This window comes from Streptomyces johnsoniae (genome assembly GCF_031845565.1).
GTDB classification, from domain to species: domain Bacteria; phylum Actinomycetota; class Actinomycetes; order Streptomycetales; family Streptomycetaceae; genus Streptomyces; species Streptomyces johnsoniae.
On the sequence record NZ_JAVREV010000008.1, the window covers coordinates 340,227 to 363,352 of the forward strand.

Sequence of the window (23,126 nt, forward strand, 5' to 3'; positions counted from 1 at the left end):
ATGGCCGAGCCCGCCAAGCGCATCGCGCTGCTGTCCACGTCCGACACCGATCTGCTCTCCGCCCGTGCCAGCGGCGCGACGTGGCGCCTGTCCAACCCGGCGCGGGCCGGCGACGCCGAGCTGGCCACCACCGTCGCCGGCGCGGACCTCGTCGTCGTCCGGCTTCTCGGCTCGCCGGGCGAGCTGTGGAACGGGCTCGGCGCCGTCCGTGACCGGGGCACTCCCCTGGTGGTCCTGGGCGGGGAGCAGCAGCCGAACGCCGAGCTGATGGAGCGCTCCACGGTGCCGATCGGCGTCGCGGCCGAGGCCCACCGGTACCTGGCGGAAGGCGGCCCCGCCAATCTGGCCGAACTGCACGCGTTCCTGTCCGACACGGTGCTGCTGACCGGCGAGGGCTTCGAGCCGCCGATCGCGATTCCCGAATGGGGGTTCGCCGCCCGGCCGGCGGCCCCCGGCGGAGGGCTCCCCCGGGTCGGCGTCCTGTACTACCGGGCCCACGAGGCCAGTGGGAACACGGCTTTCGCCCACGCCCTCGCCGACGCGATCGACGCGACCGGCCGGGCCGTCGGGGTCCCCGTCTTCGCGGGTTCCCTGCGCTCGGCGCCCGACAGTCTCTACGACGCCCTCGGCGCCCTCGACGCGCTGGTCGTCACCGTTCTGGCGGCCGGGGGCACCATTCCGTCGAACGCGAGCGCGGGCGGCAACGACGAGGCGTGGGACGTGCGGCGGATGGCGGCGCTGGACATCCCCGTTCTCCAGGGCCTGTGTCTCACGTCCAGCCGAGCCGAGTGGGAGGCGTCGGACGACGGGGTCACGCCGCTGGACTCGGCGAGCCAGATAGCGATTCCGGAGTTCGACGGCCGGATCATCACCGCGCCGTTCTCGTTCAAGGAGTTCGACGCCGACGGGCTGCCCCGCTACGTCGCCGACGCAGAACGCTGCGGCCGGGTCGCGGCGCTCGCCGTCAACCACGCTCGCCTGCGGTCGACGCCCAACCGGGACAAGCGGATCGCCGTCGTGCTCTCGGCGTATCCGACCAAGCACGCGCGCATCGGCAACGCCGTCGGCCTCGACACACCGGTGTCGGCCGTCCGGCTGCTGCGCCGGCTCCGGGACGACGGCTACGACCTGGGCGCGGACAATGCCGTGGTCCGCATCCTGGATGCAGGACACACCGACACCGAGGCGGGCGACGCGCTCATCCACGCCCTCGTCGCCGCGGGCGGCCAGGACGAGGAGTGGCTGACGTCCGCGCAACTGACCGACGCCCATGTCCGCATCGGCGCGGCGGAGTACGAGGCATGGACCGCCGACCTGCCGGCCGGCCTGCGCGCCGCGATGGCCGAGACGTGGGGCGCCGCGCCTGGCAGCCTGTTCGTCAACGACGCCGGCGAGCTGGTGCTGGCCACCCTGTCCGCCGGCAACGTCGTTCTGCTGATCCAGCCCCCGCGCGGCTTCGGCGAGAACCCGGTCGCGATCTACCACGACCCCGACCTGCCGCCGAGCCACCACTACCTCGGCGCCTACCGCTGGCTGGAGCACGGCTTCGGCGCCCACGCCGTCGTCCACCTCGGCAAGCACGGTTCGCTGGAGTGGCTGCCCGGCAAGAACGCCGCGCTCTCGGCCGCCTGCGCCACCGACGCGGCACTCGGCAACCTGCCGCTGGTCTACCCGTTCCTGGTCAACGACCCGGGCGAGGGGGCGCAGGCCAAGCGCCGCGCCCACGCCACCATCGTCGACCACCTCGTGCCGCCGATGGCGCGGGCGGAGACCTACGGCGACATCGCCCGGCTGGAACAACTGCTCGACGAACACGCCAACATCGCCGCGATGGACCCGGCGAAGCTGCCCGCGGTCCGGGGCGAGATCTGGACACTGATGCAGGCCGCCCAGCTGCACCGCGACCTCGGTCTTGAGGCGCGCCCGGGGGACGACGAGTTCGACGACTTCCTCCTGCACGTCGACGGCTGGCTGTGCGAGATCAAGGACGCCCAGATCCGGGACGGCCTCCACGTCCTCGGCGAGGCCCCGACCGGTGCGGCCCGCGTCAACCTGGTGCTCGCGATCCTGCGCGCGGCCCAGGTGTGGGGCGGCGTGGGCGACGCCGTTCCCGGCCTGCGCGCCGCGCTCGGCCTGAAGGACGCCGCCACGGCGAGCACGGCCGAGGTCGACGGCTTCGAGGCCGAAGCCCGCGAGCTGGTCGAGGGGATGGAGGCGGCCGGCTGGGAGCCCGCGGCCGCGGCCACGCTCCACACCGCCCAGGAGGTCCGGCGGGTACTGGAGTTCGCCGCCGTCGAGGTCGTGCCGCGGCTGGCCCGCACGACCGGGGAACTGGCCGCGGTCAGCCACGCCCTCGACGGCGGCTTCGTTCCGGCCGGTCCTTCGGGGTCCCCGTTGCGCGGCCTGGTGAACGTGCTGCCGACCGGGCGGAACTTCTACACCGTCGACCCCCGCGCGGTGCCCTCGCGGCTCGCCTGGCAGGCCGGCCAGGCGATGGCGGACTCGCTGCTGCGGCGCTACCGGGAGGAGACGGGCGGCTACCCGCGGTCCGTCGGCCTGTCCGTGTGGGGCACCTCCGCCATGCGCACCTCGGGGGACGACATCGCCGAGGTCCTGGCCCTGCTGGGGGTGCGCCCCGAGTGGGACGCCGAGTCGCGCCGGGTCGGCAGGCTCGCCGTCGTCCCCCTCGACGAGCTGGGCCGGCCCCGCATCGACGTGACCGTGCGCATCTCGGGGTTCTTCCGCGACGCGTTCCCGCACGCCGTCGCGCTGCTCGACGACGCGGTCCGTCTTGTCGCCGCGCTCGACGAGCCTGACGAGCGGAACTTCGTGCGGGCCCACGCCCGCGCCGACCTGGCCGAGCACGGCGACGAACGCCGGGCGACCACCCGCATCTTCGGCTCCCGGCCCGGCAGTTACGGAGCGGGCATCCTGCAGGTGATCGAGTCCGGGTCGTGGCGCGACGACAAGGACCTGGCCGAGGTCTACACGGCGTGGGGCGGCTTCGCCTACGGACGCGGCCTCGACGGCGCCCCCGCCGACGACGACATGCGCGCCAACTACCGCCGGATCAAGGTCGCCGCCAAGAATGTCGACAGCCGCGAGCACGACATCGCCGACTCCGACGACTACTTCCAGTACCACGGCGGCATGATCGCGACCGTCCGTGCCCTGACCGGCGCCGACCCCAAGGCGTACGTCGGCGACTCGACCTCGCCCGACGCGGTGCGGACCCGCACCCTGGCCGAGGAGACCTCCCGCGTCTTCCGGGCCCGCGTGGTCAACCCGCGCTGGATCGCTGCGATGCAGCGGCACGGCTACAAGGGCGCGTTCGAGCTGGCCGCCACGGTCGACTACCTGTACGGCTTCGACGCCACCGCGGGCGTCGTGCACGACGGCATGTACGAGGAGCTGGCCAGGCAGTACGTCCTCGACGAGACCAACCAGCAGTTCCTGCGGCGGTCCAACCCCTGGGCGCTGCGCGGCATCGTCGAACGGCTCCACGAGGCGGTCGAGCGCGGCCTGTGGGCGGAGCCGGACCCCGGCCTGCTGGCCGCGATGCGGCAGGTGTACCTGGAGGTCGAGGGCGACCTGGAGGACGAAGGGTGAGGATTCGGGTCCTGGGTATTGGCATGGGTCCGCAGCATGTGACGCCCGAGGTGGCCGAGGCGCTGCGCGGGGCCGACTACGTGCTCGCGGCCCGGAAGTCAGGGGAGGACCGGCTGCTGGACGTCCGGCGCGCGGTCTGCGAACGGTACGGCGTCGCGCTCGCCGTCGTACCCGACCCCGCGCGCGACCGCGACGACCCTGCCGACTACCAGGCGGCCGTCGCCGCCTGGCACGAGGCCCGCGCCGCGGCGTACGAGCGGGTGCTCGCGCGCCGCGGCGGCACCGCGGCCATCCTCGTATGGGGCGACCCGTCGCTCTACGACTCCACGGTCCGCCTGGTCGAGCGGCTCGCCGGCCGGCTGCGGGCCGACTGGGACGTGCTGCCCGGCATCAGCGCGCCCCAACTGCTCGCCGCCCGGCACCGGATCGTGCTGCACGAGGTCGGCAGGCCCGTCCACGTCACCCCGGCGCGCCGGCTGCGCGAGGCGGTCGAGGCGGGGCAGGAGAACATCGTCGTCGTCCTCGGCGGCCGTTCCGGGCTGTCCGGGCTGTCCGAGCTGTCCGAGCTGTCCGAGCTTCCCGGCCTGGCCGACTGGACGATCTGGTGGGGCGCCAACCTCGGCGGCCCGGGCGAGGAGCTGGTGCACGGCCGCGTCGGCGACGTGCTGCCCGAACTGGCCGCGGCCCGCGGGCGGGCCAGGGCCGCCGCGGGCTGGGTCATGGACGCCTACCTGCTGCGCCGGGCGCGCTGATGGCGGGCCTCCTGGTCGCCGGCGCCACCTCGGACGCCGGGAAGAGCGTCGTGACGACCGGCCTGTGCCGTGCGTTCGCCCGCCGGGGCGTCCGGGTGGCCCCGTACAAGGCGCAGAACATGTCCAACAACTCGATGGTGTGCCACGGCCCCGACGGGCGGCCCGCCGAGATCGGCCGCGCCCAGTGGGTGCAGGCGCTCGCCGCGGGCGTGCGCCCGGAGCCCGCGATGAATCCCGTGCTCCTCAAGCCCGGCAGCGACCGGCGCAGCCACGTCGTGCTGCTGGGATATCCCGCCGGGGAGGTCACCGCCGGCGACTTCGCCACGGGGCGCCGGCACCTCGCCGAGGCCGCGCACGCCGCGTTCGACGGGCTGGCCGCGCGGCACGACCTGGTCGTCGCCGAGGGCGCCGGCTCGCCGGCCGAGATCAACCTGCGGTCGAGCGACTACGTCAACATGGGCCTCGCCCGGCACGCCTCGCTGCCGGCCGTCGTCGTCGGCGACATCGACCGGGGCGGTGTCTTCGCCGCCCTGTACGGAACGGTGGGACTGCTGGAGGCGGCCGACCAGGCGCTGGTGGCCGGTTTCGTGGTGAACAGGTTCCGGGGCGAGCCGAGTCTGCTCCGCCCCGGGCTCAAGAGCCTTGAACGCCTGACGGGCCGCCGGGTGTACGGCGTCCTGCCGTGGGCCCCCGGCCTGTGGCTGGACTCGGAGGACGCCCTCGACCTGGCGGGCCGGCGGTCGGCAGGCGACCGTGCGCGGCGCGTCGTGGTCGTCCGGTTCCCGCGGATCAGCAACTTCACCGACGTGGACGCGCTCGGCCTCGAACCGGATCTCGATGTCGTGTTCGCCGCCGACCCGCGCGACCTCGCCGACGCCGATCTGCTGGTGCTGCCCGGCACCCGCGCCACCCTCGCCGACCTCGGCTGGCTGCGGGCCCGCGGGCTCGACCGCGCCGTCGCCGACCACGTCCGCCGGGGCAAACCGCTCCTGGGGATCTGTGGCGGCTACCAGCTGCTCGGGCACCGCGTCACCGACCCGCACGGCGTCGAGGGCGCGGCCGGCTCGGACGTCGCCGGGCTCGGCCTGCTCGACGTGCGCACCGAGTTCGCGGCGGAGAAGACGCTGCGGCTGCCGACCGGAAGGGCGCTCGGTGCCCGTGCCTCGGGCTACGAGATCCACCACGGCCGCGTCACGATCGGCCGCTCCGCCCCGGAGTTCCTCGGCGGCGTCCGGGCGGGCAACGTCTTCGGCACGCTGTGGCACGGCGCGCTGGAGGGCGACGAGCTGCGTTCGGCGTTCCTGGCCGAAACCCTCGGCCTGGCCCCCTCCGGGGTGAGCTTCGCGGCGGCGCGTCAGCGTCGGATCGACCTGATCGCGGACCTGGTCGAGCGGCATCTCGACCTCGACGCGCTGCTGGCGCTGGCCCGGGAGGGAGCACCCCCCGGTCTGCCGGTCCTGGCGCCCGGGGGTGGCGCATGAGACTGCTGCTGCTGGGTGGCACCTCGGAGGCCCGCGCGCTCGCGGCGCGGCTGATCGAGGAGGGTGTCGACGTCACGACCTCGCTGGCCGGCCGGGTGGCGCGGCCGCGGCTGCCCGTCGGGCGGGTCCGCGTCGGCGGCTTCGGCGGCGTGGCGGGGCTGCGGGCCGCGCTCGCCGGGTACGACGCGGTCGTCGACGCCACCCACCCGTTCGCGGTGGGCATGACCGCGAACGCGGCGGCCGCCTGCACCGACGTGCCGCTGCTGCGGCTGGAGCGGCCAGGGTGGGAGCCGCGTTCCGGGTGGCGGTACGCCGACACGCACGAGCAGGCCGCCGGTCTTGCCGCGGCGCTCGGCGCCCGCCCGTTCCTGACGGTGGGCCGCCAGGAGCTGGCCCGCTTCGTGCCGGCGCTCGCCGATCGCGCCGTGCTGGCCCGCGTGGTCGACCGGCCCGCCCTGCCCCTGCCCGGGCGATGGCGGCTGGTCACCAGCCGCGGTCCTTTCCACCTGGACGGCGAGCTGGACCTGATGGACGGCCACGCCGTCGACGTGCTCGTCACCAAGGACTCGGGCGGCACCTACACCTGGCCGAAGCTGGCCGCCGCCGAACGGCTGGCCGTGCCGGTGGTCGTCGTCCGCCGCCCGCCAGGCCCTTCGGGCGTCCGAACGGTCCACGACGTTCGCGAGGCGGTTACGTGGGTCCTGCGGCTGCGGTGAGAGCGCCCCGGCGGGGCGGGCCGTCGCGTCCTTCTCGTCCCCGCGGCCGGTCGAGGCACGCGGGACCGGGACCTCCACCGGCCCGCCCGGCGGCCACCGTCACCGGTCGCGGGTGCGGGCGCGGCGCCCGTACCCGGCAGCGCCGCCCCCACACCGACCCGCCTCGCCGGCACGGGCGACCCGCCGGTACCCATGACCAGGCCACACCAGACCGGCCACACCAGACCGGTCCCTCCCACTCAGCGTCGCACGGAGCGCCCGCCGGCCAGGGCGGCGCCGGCCGCCAGCAGCGCCGCCCCCGTGCCGACCCGCCTCGCGAGCAGGACGGCCCGCGGAACGTCGGCGCGCCGGGCCCTGCGCCCGGTGCCCAGGACCGGGCGGTGCTCGGTCCTGGTGCCGTAGCGGTTGGTGCCGCCGAGCCGGACGCCGAGCGATCCGGCGAAGGCCGCCTCCACGACGCCGGCGTTCGGGCTGGGGTGGGCGGCGGCGTCCGCGCGCCAGGCCGCCAGCGCCTGGCGCGCGCGGGTCGGCGCCGCAGCCGCGGCGAGGGCCCCGCCGAGCCGCGATCCCGGCAGGTTGAGCAGGTCGTCGAGCCGGGCCGCGGCCCAGCCGAACCGCTCGTGCCTGGGGGTGCGGTGACCCACCATGGCGTCGAGGGTATTGGCCGCGCGGTAGCCGAGCAGCCCGGGGACACCGGCGAACGCGCCCCACACCAGCGGCGCCACGACGGCGTCGGAGGTGTTCTCGGCGACGGACTCGACCACGGCCCGCACGATTCCGGCTTCGTCCAGGCCGCTGGTGTCGCGCCCGACCAGGTGGGTCAGGCGCAGCCGTGCCGCGGGCAGGTCACCGCGGTCGAGACAGGCGTGGACGGCGAGCGCCTCCCGCTCCAGGGAACGGCCGCCGAGCACCGCCCACGCGGCGGTCGCGGTGACCGCCGCGTGGGCGACCGGGCACCGCTCGGCGAGGCGGTCCGCGGCGCGCCCGGCCAGGGCCGCTCCCCCGACGAGCGCGACGGTGTACGCCAGGCCGCGGGAACGGCGGTCGGCGTAGATCCGCCGCTCCAGGGCCGATGCCACCGCGCCGAAGCCCGCCACCGGGTGGTGGCGGCGCGGATCGCCCAGCAGCCGGTCGGCGGCGAAGCCGAGCAGCAGCCCGGCGGCTCGGGAGGCGCCGGGCGTCATGGGGCGGCCACCGCGGCCACCGGCGGGGGGAGCGGTGCGTCCAGGGCGGCGAAGAGCCGCCGGGTGCGCTCGGGCGGCCGGGCCGCGACGCGGACCCAGTCGCTGCCGAGACCCGGGAAGGTGTCGGCTCGCCGTACCGCGATGCCGCGGGCCCGCAGCAGCGGGTGCGTGCCATCGCCGAGGCGGGCGAGGACGAACGGCGCCGAGGACGCGATCACTTCGAAGCCCCGTTCGCGCAGCCCGTCCGCGAGGTAGTCGCGCCACCGGACGAGAGCGCGGGCCCGGTCACGTCCTTCGGATGCCGCCGCGGCGGAGCAGGCGGCGACGGTGGCGTCGACGGCCGTCGTCGAGACCGACCACGGCGGCTGGTGGGCGGCCAGTTCGCGGATCACCCCGGGGTCGGCGACCACGTACCCGGCGCGCACGCCGGGGATGGACCAGTGCTTGGTGAGGCTGCGGATCACGGCGACCCCGGCCAGGCGTTCCCCGGCCAGCGACTCCCGCTCGCCCGGAACGGCGTCCATGAACGCCTCGTCGACGACGACAAGGCGCCACGCGCGCCGCAGGCCGCGCACCACCTCGGCCGGGTGGAGCACGCCCGTCGGGTTGGTCGGGTTGCCGATGACGACGAGGTCGGCCTCCTCCGGCACGTCCGCCGGGTCCAGCCGGAATCCGCGGTCGGGACGGCAGAGAACGGGGGTGACGTGGTGGCCCGCCTGTTCGAGCGCGGCGTGCGGCTCGGTGAACTGGGGGTGGACGACGACCGGCCGCTGCCAGTCGCGCAGGCGCGCGACGAGGGTGAACGCCTCGGCGGCACCGGCCGTGGGCAGCACCTCGTCACCGTGGCGTCCGTGGCGTTCGGCCACGGCGGCCCTGGCCGGCGCCGGATCGGGATAGTCGGCCACCCGGTCGAGGCTTCGGCGCAGCGCCCGGTCGAGCCACTCCGGCCGCCCGCCGTCGTACACGTTGACGGCGAAGTCGATCAGTCCCGGGCCCGTCTCGCGGTCCCCGTGGTGGCGCAGCGGGTCCGGCACCGGCTCGCTCGGGGCGTGGGGCACGGCGGCGGGGCGGGGCGTGACGTGCCGTGCCGCGGCGTGCGGTGCCGCGGCGTGGACGGCGTCGGCGAAGCGCTGCGCGAGCCGGGGGTGGCCGGCCCAGTGGACGTGCAGGTACGAGGCGTGGCACGTGGCCGACGCGAACCCCGTGGCCTCGCCGTCGATCCGCCAGGCCGGAACGGTGCCGGCCGCGGGCGTGGCCTGCGTGCGGTGGAACTCGTGGCCGGTGACCCGTTCGCCGGCCCGGGTGACCAGGCTGTCGGCGGCGGCGGTCGCGACGGCGTAGCGCAGGGTGAGCCGGTCGGTCATGGCGGTCGCCGTCGGCAGGACCCCGGCCATCTCGGCGCCGTCGAGCGACGCGGCGAGGTAGAGCAGCCCCGCGCACTCGGCGACGGTGGGGATGCCGCGGCGCACGGCGGTGCGCAGGTCGTGCAGGAGGGCGCCGTTGGCGGCGAGGTCGGCCGCGTAGACCTCGGGGAAGCCGCCACCGAGATAGATCCCCCGGGTGCCCGCGGGGAGTTCGGTGTCGGTGAGCGGGTCGAAGGTGACCACCGCGCATCCGGCCGCCGTCAGCAGTTCCTCGGTCTCCGCGTACCGGAACGTGAAGGCACGGCCGCCCGCGACGGCGACGACCGGCCGCCGGTCCCCGGCCGCGACGACCTCGCGGCCCGGCTCCCAGGGCTCCTCGGTGCCGAGGTCGGGGGCCGCGCGGGCGGCGGCCAGGAGCGCGTCGAGGTCGAGATACCGGGCCAGCCGCTCGCCGAGGCGCGCGATCAGCCGCGCCGGGTCGTCGCGTTCCGCGGCCGGAACGAGACCCAGGTGGCGCGACGGCGCGGACAGGCGGTCGTCGCGGGGCACGACCCCGAGGACGGGGAGCCCGGCGCGTTCCAGCGACCGTTCGATCTCGGCGGTGTTGCGGGCCGATCCTGCCCGGTTGAGCACGACCCCGGCCACGTGGACCCCGGGGTCGTAGGCGGCCATGCCCGCCGCCACCGCGCCGACCGATCTGGACTGCCCTGCGACGTCCATGACGAGCACGACGGGCGTGCGGGTCAGCGTGGCGACGTGCGCGGACGAGGCGAAGCCGTCCGTTCCGAGCCGGCCGTCGTGGAGCCCCATCACGCCCTCGATCACGGCGATATCGGCCCCCGCGGCGCCGTGCAGCAGGAGCGGGGCGACGCGGCGCTCGCCGACGAGGTGCGGATCGAGGTTGCGGCCCGGACGGCCGGTGGCCAGCGCGTGGTACCCGGGATCGATGTAGTCAGGGCCTGCCTTGTGGCCGCTCACCTCGTGCCCGGCCGCGCGCAGGGCGGCCATCAGGCCGGTGGCGACGGTGGTCTTGCCCTGTCCCGAGGCGGGCGCGGCGACCATCAGCCGCGGCAGCCGCACCCCCGTCTCACCACTCAATGCCCCGCTGGCCCTTCTGCCCCGTGTCCATCGGATGCCTGACCTTGGTCATGTCGGTGACCAGATCGGCGGCCTCGACCAGCCTCGGGTCGGCCCGGCGCCCGGTGATGACGACGTGCTGGTGGCCCGGCCGCCCGGCCAGCGTGCGGACGACGTCGTCGACGTCGACCCAGCCCCAGGCCATGGGGTAGGTGAACTCGTCGAGCACGAGCAGGTCGTGGGTCTCCGCGGCCAGGCGCCGCTTGATCTCCGCCCACCCCTCGGCGGCGGCAGCGGCGTGGTCGGCGGCGTCGCCCCGCTTCCTGGCCCAGGACCATCCCGCGCCCATCCGGTGCCACTCGACGGGCCCGCCTTCGCCGGTCTCGGCGTGGAGCCGGCCGAGCCGCTCCAGAACGTCCTGCTCGCCGACGCGCCACTTCGCGGACTTGACGAACTGGAAGACCCCGATGCGCCAGCCCTGGTTCCAGCCGCGGAGCGCGAGGCCGAAGGCGGCGGTCGACTTGCCCTTGCCCTCGCCCGTGTGGACGACGACCAGGGGGCGCCTGCGCCGCTGCCGCGTGGTCAGGCCGTCGTCGGGAACGGTCGGGGGCCGGCCCTGCGGCATCAGGCAGCCCCCCTCAGGCCGCCGGTGCGGTCGCGGACACTCCCGGCGAGCGCCTCGGCGCTGACCTCGGTGACCGGCAGGTGTTCGGCGCCGAGCCGGTCAGCGAGGTCGGCGGCCAGGCCGAGCCGCAGCGGGCCGGTCTCGCCGTCGACGACCACGGAGGTGACGCCCGACGCGGCGACGTACTCCGCCGCCTGGCGCGACCGGGCGACCGCGTCGGGACCGCCCGTGGCCCGGCCGTCGGTGACGACGACGAGCAGGGGGCGCAGGCGCGGGTCGCGGAGCCGTTCCCGCCGCAGGACGCGGGCGGATTCGAGGAGGCCCTCGGCCAGCGGGGTCCGGCCGCCGGCCGGCAGTTCGTCGAGGCGGCGGGCGGCGATCTCGACCGAGTGGGTCGGCGGCAGGACGAGTTCGGCCTGCCGGCCCCGGAACGTCACCAGGCCGACCTTGTCCCGGCGCCGGTAGGCGTCGAGCAGGAGCGAGAGGATCGCGGTCTTCACCTGCGTCATGCGTTTGCGTGCGGCCATGGAGCCGGACGCGTCGACGCAGAACATCACCAGGTTGGCCTCGCGGCCCTCCCGGACGGCGTGCCGCAGGTCCTCCGGGCGCAGTTCGGGCCGGCCGCCGGCCGTTCGGCGCGCGGTCCTGCCGCCGCCGGCGGCGGCACGCAGGGTCTCCACGAGGTCCAGGGACCCGGACGTTCCGTCGGCGCGGCGTGCGCCGACCCGGGCGCCGATGGCGGCGCGGGCCCGGCTGCGCCGCCCGGCGGCGCCGTCGCCGAGACCGCGGACGGTCAGCAGCCGGGGCCGGTAGGGCGCCGAGGCCGGAACGGCCGGGTGGCCGGCGTCCGTGTCGGGCGCGGTGGCCGCCGGAGCGCCCGGCGCGTCCTGGCCGGGGCCGTCACCCGGCGGGCCGTCACCGTGGCCGGACCCGTCGCCCGCCCCGTCATCGCTGCCGTCGCCACGATCCGGCGGCGTCGGGTCCTCGGGACCTTGAGGCGGTTGCGCGGGCGGGGGCGGCTCGGTGTCGCCGAGGAGCTGGTCGAGCAGGTCCTCGTCGAGGCCGGGGGCGTCGAACGGCTTGCGGCGCCGGCGGTGCGGCAGCGTGAGGATCGCGGCCCGGCGGATGTCCGCGCGGGTCACCTCGTCGCGGCCCTCCCACGCGGCGTGGGCGACGGCGGCGCGGGCGGTGACGATGTCGGCCCGCAGCCCGTCGACCTCGAAGGCGGCGCACACCTCGGCGATCTTGAGCAGCGCAGGCTCGCCCAGGCGTACCTTCCCGACCCGTTCGCGCGCCGCCGCGATCCGCGTCGTGAGCGCGGCATCGGCCGCCCGGTAGCGCTCGGCGAACGTGCGGGGCTCGGTGTCGTAGGCGATCCGCCGCCTGACCACCTCGGCGCGCAGGCGCGGGTCCCGCGGGGCGGCGACCTCGACGGTCAGCCCGAACCGGTCGAGCAACTGCGGCCGCAGCTCGCCTTCTTCCGGGTTCATCGTGCCGATGAGCACGAACCGGGCGGCGTGCTCGACGGAGACGCCGTCCCGTTCGACGGTGGCGCGGCCCATCGCGGCGGCGTCCAGCAGCAGGTCGACGAGGTGGTCGTGGAGCAGGTTGACCTCGTCGACGTAGAGGATGCCGCGGTGGGCGCGGGCGAGCAGGCCGGGCTCGTACTCGACCTTGCCGTGCGCCAGCGCGCGTTCCAGGTGCAGCGAGCCGAGGACGCGGTCCTCGGTGGCGCCGACCGGCAGTTCGACGAGGCGGACGGGCCGCGTCTCGGTGGCGGCGTCCGCAGGGAAAGGGCCGTCGGGCGAGGCGGCCCCCGGGTCGTTCGGGTCGGTGGCGAAGCGGTCGCCCGCCACGACGTCGATGGGCGGCAGCACGGCCGCGAGCGCGCGCACCGCGGTCGACTTGGCGGTGCCCTTCTCGCCCCGGACGAGAACGCCGCCTATCTCGGGGGCGACGGTGGTGAGGATCAGCGCGAGACCCATGTCGTCGAGTCCGTCGGGGTGCTCGGTGTCGCAGCCGAGAACTGCGGAAAAGGGGTACTGCGCCGGCATGTGAGGCTCCCGCTCGCTTCGCCATCCTCTGGGTCCTGTCCAGACCCAAGTGCTCGGGCGCGAGGCCGGTCTTCGGACTTGCCGGGTCCCTGCTCGTCGTGAGCGGGCTCGGTTCACCGCAGCGGGCCTGTGCCGGAGTCTCACCGGCTTCCCAGATTCTCCCCACCGGCCTTCCCCACCGTTTCCGATGGCTGGGCCACTGGGGCACCTCGTGCCTTCCGGCGTTCACGATAGCGTCTCGTTCCATGGTGAACGCCACGGGAGTCCCCGCGGACCCCGCGCTCAGGCCGCGGATCACGGTGGTCGGCATCGGCGCGGACGGCTGGGACGGGCTGCCCGAACGGCTGCGGGGCGTCGTGCGCGGCGCCGGCGTCGTCCTGGGCGGCAGCAGGCATCTGGGCCTGGTGCCGCCCGTGGCGGGGCAGCGGCGCGAGACCTGGCCCTCGCCGCTGCGGGCGGGACTGCCGGCCCTGCTCGACTCGCTCGGCACCGCGCCGGTGGTCGCCCTCGCCTCCGGGGACCCGATGGTGTCCGGCATCGGCACGACCCTGGTGGAGGTGCTGGGCGCCGGGGCGGTCCTGATCGAGCCCGCGGTCTCGTCCGTGGCCCTGGCGCGGGCCCGGATGGGCTGGTCGGCCGAGAGCAGCGAGGTCGTCACGGTCGTCGGCCGCGACGCGCACCTGCTGCTGCGTTCGCTCGCGCCGGGCCACCGCGTCCTGGTCCTCTCCGCCGACCGGTCCGCCCCCGGCGTGGTGGCGGGTCTCCTGGCCGGCGCCGGGTACGGCGAGAGCACGGTGACGGTCCTCGGCGACCTCGGCGCGGCCACGGAGTCGCGCACGGCGGCGACGGCGAACGGCTGGCTCGCCGACCCGCCGTCCGGCGTACCGGCGTTGCACGTGCTCGCCCTCGACCTGCGCGGCCCCGGCGTCAGCTGGGCCACCGGGCTGCCGGACGAGGCGTACGAGCACGACGGTCAGCTCACCCGGCGCGACCTGCGCGCGGCCGCGCTCGCGCGGCTCGCACCGGCGCCGGGGGCGCACCTGTGGGACGTGGGCGCGGGGGCCGGTTCTGTCGGCATCGAATGGCTGCGCACCCATCCCACCTGCCGGGCGACCGCGGTCGAGACGCGCGGCGAACGGGCGGCGCGGGTCCGGCGGAACGCGGCGCGGCTCGGCGTTCCCACGCTCACCGTGGTCGAGGGCACGGCGCCGGAGGCGCTGGCGGGCCTGCCGGTGCCGGACGCGGTCTTCGTGGGCGGCGGGGCGACCCGGCCCGGGGTCCTCGACGCCTGCCTCGGCGCGCTGCGCCCGGGCGGGCGGCTGGTGGTCCACGGCGTGACGCTGGAGACCGAACGGGTGCTCGCCGACGCCTACTTGCTGCACGGCGGCGAGCTGTCCCGGCTGGCCGTGGAGAGCGCGGCGCCGCTCGGCGCGTTCACGGGCTGGACACCGGCGCGGACCGTCACCCAGTGGGCCTGGACGCGCCGTCGTTGAGGCCGGTGCGGTCGTTGAGGCCGGTGCGGTCCCGGGCGCTGTCGTAGAGGTACGACTCGCCGCCTTCGCCTCCCAGGGCCCGCCCGACGAGGATGACGGCGGCCTGCCGCAGCCCGGCCCGTTCGACGGCATCGGCGATGGTGGCGACGGTGCCGCGCAGGACCAGTTCCCCCGGCTGGCTGGCCCGGTGGACCACCACGACGGGGCAGTCGCCGCCGTATTCGGGCTCGATCTCGGTCATCAGCGCACGGATGCGGCGGATCGCCAGGTGCAGGACCAGCGACGCCCTGGTCGCGGCGAACCGGCCGAGCGACTCGCTCTCCGGCATCGCCGTCGAACGGGCCCGGGTGCGGGTGAGCACCACCGACTGGGCGACGAGCGGAACGGTCAGTTCCCGGCCGACGAGCGCCGCCGCGGCGGCGTACGCCGGCACGCCGGGCGTGACGTCCCAGGCCACCCCGGCGGCGGAGAGCCGGCGGGTCTGTTCCGCGAGGGCGGAGTAGAGAGAGGGATCGCCCGACGTCAGGCGGACGACCTCCCGGCCCGCGGCGGCCCCGCGGGCCAGGAGGTCCACGATCCGGTCGAGGTCGAGGTGCTGGGTGTCGACGAGTTCGGCCCTGGGGCCGCAGTGGGCGAGCACCTCGGCGTCGAGGTAGGTGCCCGGGTAGAGGACCAGGTCGGCCGCGGCCAGGAGGCGGGTCGCGCGGACCGTGAGCAGATCGGCCGCGCCGGGGCCCGCGCCGACGAAGTGGACGGTCATGACACGACCCACCTCGGTGTCCAGACCCGGCCGGCGGGACTGACGCGGGTGGCGGAGGCGCCGACGACGATCAGGCACTTCATGTCGATGGTGTCCGGTTCGAGCTGGCCCAGGGTCGTGACGGTGAGGGTCTCCCCGGCCCGGCCGATGTCACGGCCGACGACGACGACCGTCTCGGGCTTGCGGTGCGCCAGCAGAACGCGCCGTGCCTCGGCGACCTGGGTGGTGCGGGAGCGGGACGCGGGGTTGTAGACGGCGAGGACCAGGTCGGCCTCGGCGACGGCGCGCAGCCGCCGTTCGACGACCTCCCAGGGCTTGAGCCGGTCGGAGAGGGAGACGACGGCGAAGTCGGCGCCGACCGGCGCCCCGGCCCGCGCGGCGACCGCCTGCAGGGCGCTGACGCCGGGCAGGACGCGGATGGGCACGTCGGCGTAGGCGGGGTCCTCGGCCGCCTCGAAGACGGCCGCGGCCATCCCGAACACCCCGGAGTCGCCGCCGGAGACGACGGCGGCCTTCTCGCCGTCGCGGGCCAGGCCGAGGGCGAACCTGGCGCGGTCGGCCTCGACGGTGTTCCCCGAGGCGTGCCGTGCCAGGCCGGGGCGCCGGGGCACCCGGTCGACGTAGGCGCGGTAGCCGACCACGTGGTCGACCGTGGCGAGGGCCGCGGTCGCCTCCGGGGTGAGCCACTCCTGGGGTCCTGGCCCGAGGCCGACCACGAGCAGTTCGGCCGGCGCCGACGGCTTCGGCGGCGCCGTCGTGCCGGTCTCGGCGGTCGTGCCGGTCTCGGCGGTCGTGCCGGTCTCGGCGGGGCGCGCCGCGGCCTTCGTGCGCGAACGGCGGCCGTTGCGGCTGTCGCCGGTGACGAGGATGAGGGAGAAGTAGGGAACGGTCTCCGGGGCGACCTCGACGACCGGCAGCCGGCGCTCCCCCGGCATCGAGGCCCGTTCGATGTAGAGCGCGTGGTCGAGCCGCCCGGCGGTGGCCAGGGCGCGGCGCACGGCGGGGAAGGTGCGGCCGAGCTTCATGATGACTGCGCCGTCGGTGTCGGCCAGCCGGCGGGCCAGTTCCGCCTCGGGCAGCGTGCCGGGCAGCACGGTGAGCACGTCCGTCTGCCGCACCAGCGGGGAACCGGCGGCCACGGTGGCCGCGGCGAACGCCGGAATGCCCGGCACGATCTCGGCGGCGTAGCGTTCGGCGAGCCGGTCGTGCATGTACATGTACGAGCCGTAGAACAGCGGATCGCCCTCCGCCAGCAGAACGACGTTCCGGCCCGCGTCGAGGTGCCCCGCGAGCCGCGCCGCGGAGGTCTCGTAGAAGTCGGCCAACGCCCCCTCGTAGCCGAGCGGATGGTCGGTGGTGCCGACGGTCACGGGGTAGACCAGTTCCTCCTCGACGGCCGTGGCGGGTATCAGGTCACTGGCGATGCGGCGGGCGTTGGACCGCTTGCCTGCGCCGGAGTGGTAGGCCACGACATCGGCGGCGGCGATGAGGCGTGCGGCCTTGAGCGTGATCAGTTCGGGGTCGCCCGGGCCGACGCCGACGCCGTAGAGGCGGCCCTTCGTCGTGTCGTTCACTCCGCCTCCTGTGCCAGCGCGTTCAGGGCCGATGACGTCATGGCGGAACCGCCTCTGCGTCCGCGCACGGTGGCGTACGGGACGTCGATGCCGTGGTCGGCGGCGAGATCGGTCAGTGCCTGCTTGGACTCGGCCGCGCCGACGAAGCCGACCGGGCAGCCGAGGATCGCGGCCGGCCGGGGCGCGCCGTCGAGGAGCATCTCCAGCAGGTGGAAGAGTGCCGTGGGGGCGTTCCCGATCGCCACGACCGCACCCGCGAGGCGGGGTTCCCACAGCGACACGGCCGCCGCGCTCCGCGTGGTCGACCAGTCGCGCGCGAGCGCGGGCACCCGCGGGTCGTTCAGGAAGCAGAGCACGTCGTTACGGGCGGGCAGCCTGCTCGCGGTGACGCCCGTGGCGACCATGGTGGCGTCGCACAGGATCGGTGCGCCCGCCTCCAGTGCCTGCCGTGCGGCCGGGACGAGCCGGGGGTGGACGACGAGGTCGTCCACCAGGTCGACCTGGCCGCTGCCGTGGATCATGCGGACGGCGAGCGTTTCGGCCTCGGCGGGGAGCCCGTCGAACCGCGCCTCGCGCCGGATGGTCGCGAAGGAGTCGGCGTAGATCTCCTGGCCGTTGTCGAGATAGTCGTAGTGGCGCCGCGGGCGGCCGAGGACGTTCATGCGGCGACCTCGGCAGCGGGGACCAGAACGCCGTGCCACGGCGTGACGACGAGATCGACGCCGTGGGCGAGCAGTTCGTCCGCCGGGCCGCGGGTCAGCGTGCCGTCGGCGATCCCGACGTGCCGCCCGCCGGGGACGTCGCCGTACGGGAGGGGCGCCCTCGCGCGTGGCAGGGCCGGGTCGGGCGCGGTCGGCGCGGCGAGGGGAACGGCCAGCTCGCGCACGTGCCACGGCGCGGCCGGTCCTTCGCCTCTGGCGCGCAGGAACGCGAGGGCGAGTTCGGTGACCGCGTCGGCGGCGTCGCCCAGCGGCACCACGGGGCCCAGGTCCGCGCCGACCCGCAGTTGCGCCGTCGTGCCGTTCAGCGCCACGAGACCCAAGTCGCAGGGCCGGTCGAGGAGATCGCCGCGGCCGTCGTCGAGTACGAAGAGGAAACGGCCGGGGAGGTGCGCGAGACGGGCCTGCGCGAGCAGCGCGGCGTCGAGTCCTGCGGCGACACCGCGCAGGTCCGCCCGCCCGCCGGCCAGCCCGGTCTGCGGGGAGACCATGATGTTTCGGACCAGTTCGTGCGACCGCGAGGGCAGCAGCCCGGTCGCCTCGATCGCCGCCAGCACCTCCGGGGTGAGTGCGCCATCGTCCGAAGGCAGCCCGCGGACCTGCACATTGGCGCGGGAGGTGAGGTGGACCCGCCCGTCGCCCCACCGTTCGCTCAGCGCGAGCAGCGCTCGCAGGCCGCGGGCGGGGAGCCTGCCCCCGATCAGCCGGAGGCGGACCAGCAGCCCGTCGTCGGCGGGCCAGGGACGCAGTGCGCCGGGGCACCGGTCACGTCGATCGCGCACGGCGGGAGAGGTCGGCACTGGCACGGTCCTTCGAGGTCAGGGGCGCATACGCGGGGCCCGCGGTCGACCTGGCGGCGGTCGCCGCTAGGGCCAGCAGGTCTTCGGACTCGGGATCATCCGGTGCGCGGCGCCTTCCCGGAGCGGCACCGCTCCAGTGGCATGTCGCCGTGCCCGTCCCCCTCACCGCTGCGCGTCAGTCCCGGATTCGCACCGGGTTCCCTGACTCCACGGGGGAGCTCGACTGGCCGGACCAGACTACGACGCACCCGGCACGCACACGGCAAAGGGGCCCCACGGCGGACTGCGAGCAGGCGCCACATCTCACCGAAGGCCCGGTGGCTGGTGATCGCAGTACGCGTCACGTTCCCCACCACGCGCCCGTGATCAACGTTCACGAGCTCGTCAGGCCGGCCCGCCCGCATCCGGTGCTGTCCGCGGCGTACTTGGTGCCGGCCGTGCCGCCGCGGCGGCGGCGTACTTGGTGCGCAGGCCCGGGACCAGTACCGCCGCCACCGCCAGGTGCATCAGGGCCGGCGCGGCCCGGGTACCGCCGTCCATGCCGTCGCCGGTCAACGGCAGGAAGGACACGGCCAGTACGGCGACGGCCACCCCGGTCCAGACGGCGCGGGCGTGCCGTACCCCGAACCGTTCCAGGGCGGCCAGCCCCCAGCCGGCGAGGGCCGTCAGCAGCGCGACCACCACCACCGGCACCGCGCCGATGTCGAGTATCTGCTCACCGTCGATGATCCGCAGCCGGTGCCCCAGCACCGGGTCCGCGACCAGCCACACCAGGACAGGCGCCAGGACCGCGAGGCCCGAAATCCTCAAGCGTCGTCTGCGCGCGCTCCACGAGGCCGAGCGCCGCCGCGAGGTTGCGATCCTCGGCCGTCCCGGAGGACGGCCGCCACGTGGAGTAGGGCAGACGCTCGCCCTGACCGTTGTGGTTGCGATCCTCGGCCGTCCCGGAGGACGGCCGCCACCCGGGGCCAGCGACCGCGATGCCCGCAGCGCCCTCGCCGTTGCGATCCTCGGCCGTCCCGGAGGACGGCCGCCACCGCGCACGTCATGCTGCGGGCCCACGACTCCACCGCGTTGCGATCCTCGGCCGTCCCGGAGGACGGCCGCCACCGCGCACGTCATGCTGCGGGCCCACGACTCCACCGCGTTGCGATCCTCGGCCGTCCCGGAGGACGGCCGCCACCACGTTGAGTCTGCCGAGCTGTTCGGCGTACTGGGTGTTGCGATCCTCGGCCGTCCCGGAGGACGGCCGCCACCATAGACGATGTGCGGCTCGTCAGCCCTCGGCGGATGTTGCGATCCTCGGCCGTCCCGGAGGACGGCCGCCACATTTCGACGGCTGCCACACCATGGCCACCATCCTGGTTGCGATCCTCGGCCGTCCCGGAGGACGGCCGCCACCCCCGGGCGCCTTCGGGGGCCAGACCGGGCCATCAGGTTGCGATCCTCGGCCGTCCCGGAGGACGGCCGCCACCCCCGGGCGCCTTCGGGGGCCAGACCGGGCCATCAGGTTGCGATCCTCGGCCGTCCCGGAGGACGGCCGCCACCCGCTGACCGGGCCGCCCCGCCCTCGCCAACAACAGGAGTTGCGATCCTCGGCCGTCCCGGAGGACGGCCGCCACTCGCCTCCGAGCTGCCCGCAGCCAACGTCATCACGTCGTTGCGATCCTCGGCCGTCCCGGAGGACGGCCGCCACCGTCGGCGCAACGCCCACCTCATCGCCACCTGCACCGTTGCGATCCTCGGCCGTCCCGGAGGACGGCCGCCACCGTGCGGGGGTGCGGGCCGGTTTGTGGCAGGGGTCACGTTGCGATCCTCGGCCGTCCCGGAGGACGGCCGCCACGTCAGCTCCCATGCCCAGTTCTCGGCGCGGATCATGTTGCGATCCTCGGCCGTCCCGGAGGACGGCCGCCACCGGCACACACGCCACCACACGATCCACAGCCGTGATGTTGCGATCCTCGGCCGTCCCGGAGGACGGCCGCCACCAGGAGGCGGAGGAGACGCGCACCCAGCTCGCGGCGTTGCGATCCTCGGCCGTCCCGGAGGACGGCCGCCACGGCCTTTGAGCTGGGGTGATAGCACACAGTCGACCGACCATCACCTGCATGCTGGCCGACATCACGCCCATCTCCGACATTCGACTTCGGTGCGACCCGCGTGTCGCGTGTGTGCTTGAGGTTCCGAACCACCACGGCCCGGCGTCCAGTTGCTCGGTGTTGAGGTGGCCTTACAGACTCGATGGACTCTATCCCGGTCGCCCCGCGCTTATCTCCAGCGGGCATTTGTCCCCGGTGCGCACGACCACCATCCGGCCACTTCGACCATAGCGTCGACGTCCATGACGGTCAGCCCTGTACGGGCAACGCGATCAGGCATCGCGACGGCCCGTCATCCAGAGGCGGCAACCGGACTCAGCGGACCCCCTGACGCAACAACTCCTGCGCGCTTCGCAAACGCGGCGGCGCCCGGAAGGGGGGCGAGGCGCGTCGAGCGCCTCCCGCAGCGGCACGAAGCCATTGACCTTGCGCTCTGCCGTGACCTGCGGCGCGTGTGTGGTACCTGCCATGGATGCGGACCGGGGCACGGCAGCCTCCCGATCAGCTGGGGACGCGTGGTGCCGACACCAGCACCACCCCGCGGCATCGATCCGCCTTCACACCTGGGCGCCGGTGTTGTCGGGGCTGGCAACGTCGGTGCGGACCCAGTCGCGCTGGAACTCGCCGTTGATGGCCGACCTGGTGATCGGGACGATGCTGGCCTGGACCATGCGGCGTCGGGCTATGTCGTGGGCCTTGGCCGACCCACCACCGAGGCGTCGGTGACGGCGTAGACGCCAAAGCCCTCGTGGCGGGCCCCAGAACCTTGCCCGCGGCCACGAAATGGGGCGTGAAGCCGCACACCACAGCCGAGCAGATAGGTGATCAATCAACCATTTATCGCTATACTCGCCCGCATGAACGAGACGCCGCGCTGGCTGAGCCCAGCTGAGCAGCGGGCCTGGCGGAGCTTTATCGACATGCACCTCAAGCTCACCGGTCGGCTCGCGCGCCAGCTCCAGACCGAGTCCGGCCTCTCCGCCCCCGACTTCGCGGCCCTTGTCGCCCTCACGGACGTGCCCGACGGCCGACGCCGCCTCCTGGACCTGGCCAAGTCGGTGGAGTGGGAGAAGAGCCGGATGTCCCACCACATCACCCGCATGGCAAAGCGCGGGCTGGTGACCCGGGAGGAGTGCGCCGAGGACGGCCGGGGAGCGTTCGTGGTCATCACCCCGGCGGGTCGCGAGGCGATCGAGGCCGCGGCTCCCCGGCACGTCGAAGCCGTTCGCGACCTGTTCCTCGACCACGTGACGCCGGCCGAGCTGGGTGTGCTCGCCCAAATTTCCGAACGCATCCTGACCCGGTTGGACGATGCCCCTTCCCCGGACCAGCAGGTAGCGGCGGACGCCTGATCGCCGCCGGGCGATCTCGAAGTCAGCCGCTCCTGTTCCGCCGCCCCAAGGGGCGATCGTCGGCGACGCGAGGCCGCCTCACACGGCCGGGCCACGGGCCACGGAGGTGGCGACGGAGAGCCGGATGAGGGTCACAGGAGTCAAGGTGTTGATCCGAGTGTCCGGGCAGCGTAGTCGCCGACAGCCCGCAGCAGGTCATCGACAAGACGCTGCCCTTCCGCGAATACGCGGGCGACTACCAGCGCCACCTTTCCATCGTGGACGGCAGCGGTGTGCCGCTGAGGACCGTTCTGAAGTAGATCGACATCCTCGGCGAGGAGGTTACCCCCGACCACGCCGCCCGTGTCGTCGCCACCTGGGACGCCACCCACTCCGCCGACGACCGTGCCGCCGAGGCAGCGGCCCGAGACGCCCCGAGGAAAGGTGTCGCGTCCGCGACCGATACATCAACGGCCGACTGCGGAAAAAGCTTTCATGAGCGGCAACTTCAACGGCTATGGGCGGAACGGCGAGCCAGCTCCCGGCCGTTGAGCTTCCACCCGCCATCTCTTCGCCAACAGCGCGGGCGCGCGGGAGCGCGCCACGCTGCCCGTCCGCGCCAAGGACTACGCCAAGGAAGCCGCCCGGCTCCTCGCCGCCGTCGCGGAGGAGGTTCCGCAGCAGGGTGATCGCCCGCGACCGGGTCGACGACTGCGCCTGCCTGGTGCTGGGCCGCATCCTGGAGCGTCAGGGACGCGACGAGGAAGCAAAGCCCTATCCGCGGACAGCCGCCGCCTTTCAGGGAGATGACGCGGAGCCCTGCGGCGACCTGGTCGCAGCCGAGAGGCAGGAGGGCCGAAGGCGCGGGTCACCTCGGTGGCTGCTGGGAACTCTTGCGCACGGGGTGCCTGCTCATGATCGAGACCCTGTTGAAGGCGTTGATGGTGACCGCCACCCAGATCGCCGCGGATATCTCGTCGTCGGTGAGCGCCTGACGGGCGGTGGCGTAGGCGGCCTCCTGGACGGCGTCGTCCGCGGGTTGGGTGGTGGCCTCCGCCAGGGCGAGGGCGGCGCGCTCGCGCGGCGTGAACAGGTCCGTGTGCCGCCAGGCGGCCAGCACGCCGAGGCGTTGGGTGGTCTCGCCGAGGCGCAGCGCGGCCCTGGTGTGCACGTCGAGGCAGTAGGGGCAGCCGTTGATCTGCGAGACGCGGAGGTTGATCAGCTCCACGAGCGTGCGTTCCAGGCCCGCGTCGGCGGCGGCAGCGCGGACCGTTTCGGAGGTCCGGAGCAGCGCGCGATAGGGCTCAGGGCTCTGCTTGTCTATGAAGATCCGCCGAGCCGCGGGATCAGGGGTCGTGTCGCTCAATCTGCGCTCCTTGTTCGGGCTCTTCGGGCCGCCGGCGGCCGCGCTCGTTCCACCGTGTCGCGGTGCGGTGGGTCAGGGTGTACATTCAACCCACCCAATAGTAGTTGACACGTAAACTAGAT

At 74.8% G+C, this 23,126-nt stretch carries 15 protein-coding genes, 3 pseudogenes, 1 CRISPR repeat array and 2 riboswitches; of the genes and pseudogenes, 7 read left to right on the top strand and 11 right to left on the bottom strand.

From position 1 onward, the window contains the following. The 4 genes from cobN to RM779_RS17010 are packed head-to-tail and all read left to right on the top strand — an operon-like array spanning position 1 to position 6,558. Positions 1-3,609, top strand: a complete 3,609-nt coding sequence (gene cobN / locus RM779_RS16995) for a cobaltochelatase subunit CobN (RefSeq protein WP_311618544.1) — start codon at positions 1-3, stop codon at positions 3,607-3,609. Beyond that, positions 3,606-4,361, top strand: a complete 756-nt coding sequence (gene cobF / locus RM779_RS17000; RefSeq protein WP_311618545.1) for a precorrin-6A synthase (deacetylating) — start codon at positions 3,606-3,608, stop codon at positions 4,359-4,361. Before cobN ends, cobF begins: the two co-directional genes overlap by 4 nt. Next, the gene (locus RM779_RS17005; protein WP_449657299.1) at positions 4,358-5,842 is read left to right on the top strand and encodes a cobyric acid synthase; all 1,485 of its coding nucleotides are present in this window, start codon (positions 4,358-4,360) and stop codon (positions 5,840-5,842) included. The genes cobF and RM779_RS17005 overlap by 4 nt, the downstream gene beginning before the upstream one ends. Further along, a complete protein-coding gene (locus tag RM779_RS17010; RefSeq protein ID WP_311618547.1) occupies positions 5,839-6,558 on the top strand; it encodes a cobalt-precorrin-6A reductase in 720 nt (239 codons plus the stop codon). Before RM779_RS17005 ends, RM779_RS17010 begins: the two co-directional genes overlap by 4 nt. 239 nt (positions 6,559-6,797) lie before the next feature. Here the strand turns inward: RM779_RS17010 and RM779_RS17015 are convergent, their stop codons facing one another. The 4 genes from RM779_RS17015 to RM779_RS17030 are packed head-to-tail and all read right to left on the bottom strand — an operon-like array spanning position 6,798 to position 12,862. Then, positions 6,798-7,742 carry a cobalamin biosynthesis protein gene (locus tag RM779_RS17015; RefSeq protein ID WP_311618548.1) on the bottom strand — a complete coding sequence of 315 codons (945 nt, stop codon included), beginning with the start codon at positions 7,740-7,742 and terminating at the stop codon, positions 6,798-6,800. Next, positions 7,739-10,204 (bottom strand): cobyrinate a,c-diamide synthase, encoded by a 2,466-nt coding sequence (locus RM779_RS17020; protein ID WP_311618549.1) that lies wholly within the window; start codon positions 10,202-10,204, stop codon positions 7,739-7,741. The genes RM779_RS17015 and RM779_RS17020 overlap by 4 nt, the downstream gene beginning before the upstream one ends. After that, a complete protein-coding gene (cobO, locus tag RM779_RS17025; RefSeq protein ID WP_311618550.1) occupies positions 10,194-10,808 on the bottom strand; it encodes a cob(I)yrinic acid a,c-diamide adenosyltransferase in 615 nt (204 codons plus the stop codon). The genes RM779_RS17020 and cobO overlap by 11 nt, the downstream gene beginning before the upstream one ends. After that, complete coding sequence (locus RM779_RS17030; protein ID WP_311618551.1) at positions 10,808-12,862, bottom strand: VWA domain-containing protein; 2,055 nt, start codon at positions 12,860-12,862, stop codon at positions 10,808-10,810. The genes cobO and RM779_RS17030 overlap by 1 nt, the downstream gene beginning before the upstream one ends. A 60-nt stretch (positions 12,863-12,922) precedes the next feature. Then, positions 12,923-13,074: riboswitch (cobalamin riboswitch) on the bottom strand. A gap of 33 nt (positions 13,075-13,107) precedes the next feature. Between RM779_RS17030 and cbiE the strand changes: the two genes are divergently transcribed. Beyond that, entirely contained in the window at positions 13,108-14,355 is a 1,248-nt protein-coding gene (gene cbiE, locus RM779_RS17035; protein WP_311618552.1) for a precorrin-6y C5,15-methyltransferase (decarboxylating) subunit CbiE, read from the top strand. On the opposite strand, the gene RM779_RS17040 is transcribed toward cbiE, so the two are convergent. The 6 genes and pseudogenes from RM779_RS17040 to RM779_RS17065 all read right to left on the bottom strand — a co-directional run. Next, positions 14,324-15,115 (bottom strand): cobalt-precorrin-4/precorrin-4 C(11)-methyltransferase, encoded by a 792-nt coding sequence (locus RM779_RS17040; RefSeq protein ID WP_311618553.1) that lies wholly within the window; start codon positions 15,113-15,115, stop codon positions 14,324-14,326. The two genes, cbiE and RM779_RS17040, sit on opposite strands and share 32 nt — an antisense overlap. Next, a complete protein-coding gene (locus RM779_RS17045; RefSeq protein WP_311618554.1) occupies positions 15,112-16,689 on the bottom strand; it encodes a precorrin-2 C(20)-methyltransferase in 1,578 nt (525 codons plus the stop codon). Before RM779_RS17045 ends, RM779_RS17040 begins: the two co-directional genes overlap by 4 nt. Continuing rightward, on the bottom strand, positions 16,686-17,351 hold the full coding sequence (locus RM779_RS17050) for a precorrin-8X methylmutase (RefSeq protein WP_311618555.1): 666 nt from the start codon (positions 17,349-17,351) through the stop codon (positions 16,686-16,688). Before RM779_RS17050 ends, RM779_RS17045 begins: the two co-directional genes overlap by 4 nt. Further along, on the bottom strand, positions 17,348-18,208 hold the full coding sequence (locus tag RM779_RS17055) for a hypothetical protein (protein ID WP_311618556.1): 861 nt from the start codon (positions 18,206-18,208) through the stop codon (positions 17,348-17,350). Before RM779_RS17055 ends, RM779_RS17050 begins: the two co-directional genes overlap by 4 nt. Positions 18,209-18,265: 57 nt before the next feature. After that, a riboswitch (cobalamin riboswitch) is annotated at positions 18,266-18,451 on the bottom strand. A gap of 141 nt (positions 18,452-18,592) precedes the next feature. Then, positions 18,593-19,021 (bottom strand): annotated as a pseudogene (locus RM779_RS17060) (DUF6069 family protein); the annotation flags it as partial. Positions 19,022-19,061: 40 nt separating this feature from the next. Beyond that, positions 19,062-20,268: direct repeats of the CRISPR family, unit length 37 nt; unit sequence GTTGCGATCCTCGGCCGTCCCGGAGGACGGCCGCCAC. Positions 20,269-20,900: 632 nt separating this feature from the next. Continuing rightward, a pseudogene (locus tag RM779_RS17065) lies at positions 20,901-21,064 on the bottom strand (hydrolase); the annotation flags it as partial. A gap of 100 nt (positions 21,065-21,164) precedes the next feature. Between RM779_RS17065 and RM779_RS17070 the strand changes: the two are divergent. Beyond that, entirely contained in the window at positions 21,165-21,659 is a 495-nt protein-coding gene (locus RM779_RS17070) for a MarR family winged helix-turn-helix transcriptional regulator (protein WP_311618557.1), read from the top strand. A 182-nt stretch (positions 21,660-21,841) separates the two neighbouring features. Continuing rightward, positions 21,842-21,955 (top strand): annotated as a pseudogene (locus tag RM779_RS17075) (5,10-methylene tetrahydromethanopterin reductase); the annotation flags it as partial. A 551-nt stretch (positions 21,956-22,506) separates the two neighbouring features. On the opposite strand, the gene RM779_RS17080 reads toward RM779_RS17075, so the two are convergent. Next, the gene (locus tag RM779_RS17080; RefSeq protein ID WP_311618558.1) at positions 22,507-23,004 is read right to left on the bottom strand and encodes a carboxymuconolactone decarboxylase family protein; all 498 of its coding nucleotides are present in this window, start codon (positions 23,002-23,004) and stop codon (positions 22,507-22,509) included. Positions 23,005-23,126: the final 122 nt, after the last annotated feature.